The sequence below is a fragment of the Streptomyces sp. SID9727 genome, from assembly GCF_010550605.1.
Classification (GTDB): Bacteria; Actinomycetota; Actinomycetes; order Streptomycetales; family Streptomycetaceae; genus Streptomyces.
The window spans coordinates 1-5,263 of record NZ_JAAGNI010000214.1; the positions used below are offsets into that span (position 1 = coordinate 1).

General features: G+C 72.2%; 4 protein-coding genes and 1 pseudogene. 4 read left to right on the forward strand and 1 reads right to left on the reverse strand.

Annotated elements, in window-relative coordinates; translation table 11 throughout:
• Positions 1 to 220: pseudogene (locus G3I41_RS14130) on the reverse strand (DNA primase); the annotation flags it as partial.
• Positions 221 to 581: 361 nt separating this feature from the next.
• Between G3I41_RS14130 and G3I41_RS14135 the strand changes: the two are divergent.
• The 4 genes from G3I41_RS14135 to G3I41_RS14150 form a co-directional block, all read left to right on the forward strand.
• Positions 582 to 2,054, forward strand: coding sequence for a hypothetical protein (locus G3I41_RS14135; protein ID WP_164400560.1), 1,473 nt, complete (start codon positions 582 to 584; stop codon positions 2,052 to 2,054).
• Between the two features lie 483 nt (positions 2,055 to 2,537).
• Positions 2,538 to 3,887, forward strand: coding sequence for an ammonium transporter (locus tag G3I41_RS14140; RefSeq protein ID WP_164400561.1), 1,350 nt, complete (start codon positions 2,538 to 2,540; stop codon positions 3,885 to 3,887).
• The gene (locus G3I41_RS14145; RefSeq protein ID WP_018102395.1) at positions 3,884 to 4,222 is read left to right on the forward strand and encodes a P-II family nitrogen regulator; all 339 of its coding nucleotides are present in this window, start codon (positions 3,884 to 3,886) and stop codon (positions 4,220 to 4,222) included. The genes G3I41_RS14140 and G3I41_RS14145 overlap by 4 nt, the downstream gene beginning before the upstream one ends.
• A gap of 52 nt (positions 4,223 to 4,274) precedes the next feature.
• A partial coding sequence (locus G3I41_RS14150) for a nucleotidyltransferase domain-containing protein (protein WP_343242119.1) occupies positions 4,275 to 5,263 on the forward strand: 989 nt, incomplete at its 3' end.

Consider the following 5,263-nt stretch of genomic DNA (forward strand, 5'->3'; position numbering starts at 1 on the left):
CCCCGGCGGGCACCTCCCGGGCGAACCGCAGCGGATGGGCGCCCGGGGCGGTGCAGCCGGGGGCCCCGCAGGAGCAGACGCCGCCCGCCGCGCGGGCCCCGGGCACCACGGCCCAGCCCCACAGCCCGGTGTACTCCGCCACCTCCGTACCGCCGGCGGCGGCACGGGCGCGACGCCGTGCGCCGGTGCGCATCTCGCGGATTCCGATCGTGAAGCCCATGCCCCCTCCAACGGGTCCGGTGCGCCGGTGGTTACGACGAGGAGCGTGCAACCGCCCGCGCGCCCCCGGGCGCTTCCTCGCGCCCGTACGAATCGCCCTGTCAAGTGAATCGCGGCCCACGGGGGTGGCGTTCAATCGAAGGGGTGGCGAATGGTGGCGATTACCCAAAGGGCCTCACGGTGCCCGTGATCGGAGGATTACCGTCGGTACACGAACCATGGAAGTATGTGCGCCCGTGGGTATGCCGCAGGCAACCCGGTTCTCTGTTCGATCGGGCTCAACGCCCGTGCGGGCAACATGAGTTCGAGGCATTCTGATAATGCTTCGCGCGACACGTATTCGGCGGGATGGGGGCTTATCCGTGAGTGGCAGCGGCGCAGGCGAGGCGAACGCCGGCAAGCGCCCGAACGGGCAACTGGGATCATGGTTCGTGCGCAGCGGCTGGTCGAAGGGCGAGCTGGCACGGCAGGTGAACCGCCGGGCTCGCCAGATGGGCGCCCACCACATCAGCACCGACACCTCCCGGGTGCGGCGCTGGCTGGACGGCGAGCAGCCGCGCGAGCCGATTCCGCGCATCCTGTCCGAGCTGTTCTCGGAGCGTTTCGGCAGTGTCGTCGCCGTCGAGGACCTGGGGCTGCGCACCCCGCACCAGGCGCCCTCCGTGGCCGGTGTGGACCTGCCCTGGGCGGGCCCGCAGACCGTCGCCCTGCTCAGCGAGTTCTCGCGGAGCGACCTGATGCTGGCCCGCCGGGGCTTCCTCGGCAGCTCCCTCGCCCTCGCCGCGGGCCCCGCGCTCATCGAGCCCATGCAGCGCTGGCTGGTGCCGGTCGCGGCCGCCCCCGCCGCCGAACCGGAACCCGCCGCCGCCCGCCGCCCGTCGCGGCTCTCCGGCCCCGAGCTGGACCTGCTGGAGTCGACCACCGCGATGTTCCGCTCGTGGGACGCGCAGTGCGGCGGCGGACTGCGCCGCAAGGCGGTCGTCGGCCAGCTCCACGAGGTCACCGACCTGCTCCAGGAGCCCCAGCCGGCCGCCACCTCCAAGCGCCTCTTCCGCTGCGCCGCCGAACTAGCCGAGCTGGCCGGCTGGATGAGCTACGACGTCGGCCTCCAGCCCACCGCCCAGAAGTACTTCGTGCTCGCCCTGCACGCCGCGAAGGAGGCCGGCGACAAGCCGCTCGGGTCGTACGTGCTGTCCAGCATGAGCCGGCAGATGATCCACCTCGGCCGCCCGGACGACGCCCTGGAGCTGATCCACCTCGCCCAGTACGGCAGCCGCGACTGCGCGACCGCGCGCACGCAGGCCATGCTGTACGCGATGGAGGCCCGCGCCTACGCCAACATGGGCCAGCCCAGCAAGTGCAAGCGGGCGGTCCGCATGGCCGAGGACACCTTCCTGGACGCCGGGGTCGACGGCGAGCCGGAGCCCGACTGGATCCGCTTCTTCTCCGAGGCCGAGCTCAACGGCGAGAACTCGCACTCGTACCGGGACCTCGCCTACGTGGCCGGCCGCAGCCCCACGTACGCCTCGCTCGCCGAGCCCGTCATGGAGAAGGCGGTCCAGCTCTTCGGCGAGGAGGACGAGCACCAGCGCTCCTATGCGCTCAATCTGATCGGCCTCGCCAGCGTCCACCTCCTCAAGGGCGAGCCCGAGGCAGCCACCGCACCGGCCGAACGGGCGCTGCGCGTCGCCAGGAAGGTGCGCTCGGAGCGGGTCAACACCCGGCTCCGCAAGACCGTCGACACCGCCGCCAGGGACTTCGGGGACGTGCCCGAGGTCGCCCGGCTCACCGAGCTCCTCATCGAACAGCTGCCCGAGACCGTGGAAACCGTCTAGCGACGGCCACCGGGCCCTCAGACCCCGGCCACGACGATCACCCAGCACAGACCGACTTCGGCTCCCCCCATTGCCAGGTCAACGGGTGATCGCCGTGGCCGGTTCGTGTGGTCGTTCCCCCGCCGGAGCGTCGTAACCGCTCCGTATGCGGCCCGGGCCGCAGAGTGGGCGTGAGCGCGGGTACGGCATGCGCGGTTCATGGGGACGTAACACGTCGCTTCCCTTCGTCACTGCCGCGAAACATCGCGGCGCACCGGCCGAAACGGCGCTGGGCGAACCTCGTGGCTCATTGGACCGGCCGACGATCGGAGAGTGGCGTCGCGGGGCTGGGCGGGCACATCCGCGGCGTTCGCACCCAGCCCCGCTCCTTCCTCCACCCTCCCATCGCCGGCCGGTCCGACCGGCCCGCACTTCCCCAGTGGTCCCGCAGTGGTTGTGCCCCCACCGCCCGCACGCGGCCGCACCGACGACGAGGAGACGCCGATGCCCCCAGGCATCACGACGCTTGCCGCAGACACCCCGACGCTGTCTGCCGCCAACACCGGCTTCATGCTCATCTGCTCGGCCCTGGTGATGCTCATGACCCCGGCCCTCGCCTTCTTCTACGGAGGCATGGTCCGCGTCAAGAGCACCCTCAACATGCTGATGATGAGCTTCATCAGCCTCGGGATCGTCACGGTCCTGTGGGTGCTGTACGGCTTCAGCCTCGCCTTCGGGACCGACGCCGGATCGGTCATCGGCTGGAGCCAGGACTTCGTCGGTCTCAGCGGGATCGGCGTCACGGAACTCTGGGACGGCTACACCATCCCGGTCTACGTCTTCGCCGTGTTCCAGCTGATGTTCGCCGTCCTCACGCCCGCGCTGATAAGCGGTGCCCTCGCCGACCGCGTCAAGTTCACCTCCTGGGCCCTGTTCATCACGCTGTGGGTCACCGTCGTCTACTTCCCGGTTGCGCACTGGGTGTGGGGCGCCGGCGGCTGGCTGTTCGAGCTCGGCGTCATCGACTTCGCCGGCGGTACGGCCGTCCACATCAACGCGGGTGCCGCCGCCCTCGGCGTGATCCTCGTGATCGGCAAGCGCGTCGGCTTCAAGAAGGACCCGATGCGGCCGCACAGCCTGCCGCTCGTCATGCTCGGCGCCGGTCTCCTCTGGTTCGGCTGGTTCGGCTTCAACGCCGGCTCCTGGCTCGGCAACGACGACGGCGTGGGCGCGGTCATGTTCGTCAACACCCAGGTCGCCACCGGTGCGGCGATGCTCGCCTGGCTCGCCTACGAGAAGATCCGCCACGGCGCCTTCACCACCCTGGGCGCCGCGTCCGGCGCGGTCGCCGGACTCGTCGCCATCACCCCGGCCGGCGGCGCGGTCAGCCCGCTCGGCGCCATCGCGGTCGGCGCCATCGCCGGTGTGCTGTGCGCCATGGCCGTCGGCCTCAAGTACAGGTTCGGCTACGACGACTCCCTCGACGTCGTCGGCGTCCACCTCGTCGGCGGCATCATCGGCTCCCTGCTCGTCGGCCTCTTCGCCACCGGAGGCGTCCAGTCCGACGCCCAGGGCCTCTTCTACGGCGGCGGGCTCGACCAGCTCGGCAAGCAGGCCGTCGGCGTCTTCGCGGTCCTCGCGTACTCTCTCGTCGTCTCCGCGCTCCTCGCCTTCCTGGTCGACAAGATCCTCGGGATGCGCGTGGACGAGGACGCGGAGATCTCCGGCATCGACCAGGTCGAACACGCCGAGACCGCGTACGACTTCAGCGGTGCCGGCGGCGGCGCGGCCTCCCGCACCGCCGCCCCCGCCCCCGGCCCGGCCGCCCCGACGAACAAGAAGGTGGACGCATGAAGCTCATCACCGCAGTCGTGAAGCCCCACCGCCTCGACGAGATCAAGGAGGCCCTCCAGGCGTTCGGCGTCCAGGGCCTCACCGTCACCGAGGCCAGCGGCTACGGACGCCAGCGCGGCCACACCGAGGTCTACCGGGGCGCCGAGTACACCGTCGACCTCGTCCCCAAGATCCGCATCGAGGTCCTGGTCGAGGACGAGGACGCCGAACAGCTCCTCGACGTCGTCGTCAAGGCCGCCCGCACCGGCAAGATCGGCGACGGCAAGGTCTGGACCGTCCCCGTCGAGACGGCCGTCAGGGTCCGGACGGGCGAACGCGGCCCGGACGCCCTCTGACCGGCCCCCACCGACTGTTTCGCACGGTTCCGCACACGGAAAGGGCAGCTGGGTGACGAGCACCGAAGCGACCACCGAATCCGAGGACTCGCCCAGCGGCTACGCGGCGGCCCGGCTGCGCCTTCTCCAGGAGAAGGAGCGGCCCGGGCCGCCGCGCCGTGCGGCCCTCGCCGCCCTCACCGACGACTGGCTCACCGCCCTGTTCACCGGCGCCGCCCGGCACGCCGGCGTCCGGGGCGCCGCCCTCGTCGCCGTCGGCGGCTACGGCCGGGGCGAACTCTCCCCGCGCAGCGACCTCGACCTCCTCCTGCTGCACGACGGCACCGCCGACGCCACGGACGTCGCCGCCCTCGCCGACCGGATCTGGTACCCCGTCTGGGACCTGGGCCTCGCCCTCGACCACTCCGTACGCACCCCCGCCGAAGCCAGGAAGACCGCCGCCGACGACCTCAAGGTCCAGCTCGGACTGCTCGACGCCCGCCCCATCGCCGGCGACCTCGGCCTCGTCGCCTCGCTGCGCACCGCGATCCTCGCCGACTGGCGCAACCAGGCACCCAGGCGCCTGCCCGGCCTCCACGACCTCTGCCGCGAACGCGCCGAACGCCACGGCGAACTGCGGTTCCTCCTCGAACCCGACCTCAAGGAGGCCCGCGGCGGCCTCCGCGACGTCACCGCCCTGCGCGCCGTCGCCGCCTCCTGGGTCGCCGACGCCCCCCGCGAAGGACTCGCCGAGGCCCGCCGCGTCCTCCTCGACGCCCGCGACTCCCTCCACCTCACCACCGGGCGGGCCACCGACCGCCTCGCCCTCCAGGAACAGGACCAGGTCGCCCAGGCCCTCGGCCTCCTCGACGCCGACGCCCTGCTCCGCCAGGTCTACGAGGCCGCCCGCACCGTCTCGTACGCCACCGACGTCACCTGGCGCGAGGTCAACCGGGTCCTGCGCGCCCGCTCCGCCCGGCCCCGGCTGCGCGCCCTGCTCGGCGGCGGCCGGACCCCCGCCCCCGAGCGGACCCCGCTGGCCGACGGCGTCGTGGAGGCCGA

Excerpts from the sequence above, each read along its gene's own strand:
- G3I41_RS14140 (WP_164400561.1), top strand. The coding sequence starts at position 2,538 with ATGCCCCCAGGCATCACGACGCTTGCCGCAGACACCCCGACGCTGTCT.
- G3I41_RS14145 (WP_018102395.1), top strand. The coding sequence starts at position 3,884 with ATGAAGCTCATCACCGCAGTCGTGAAGCCCCACCGCCTCGACGAGATC.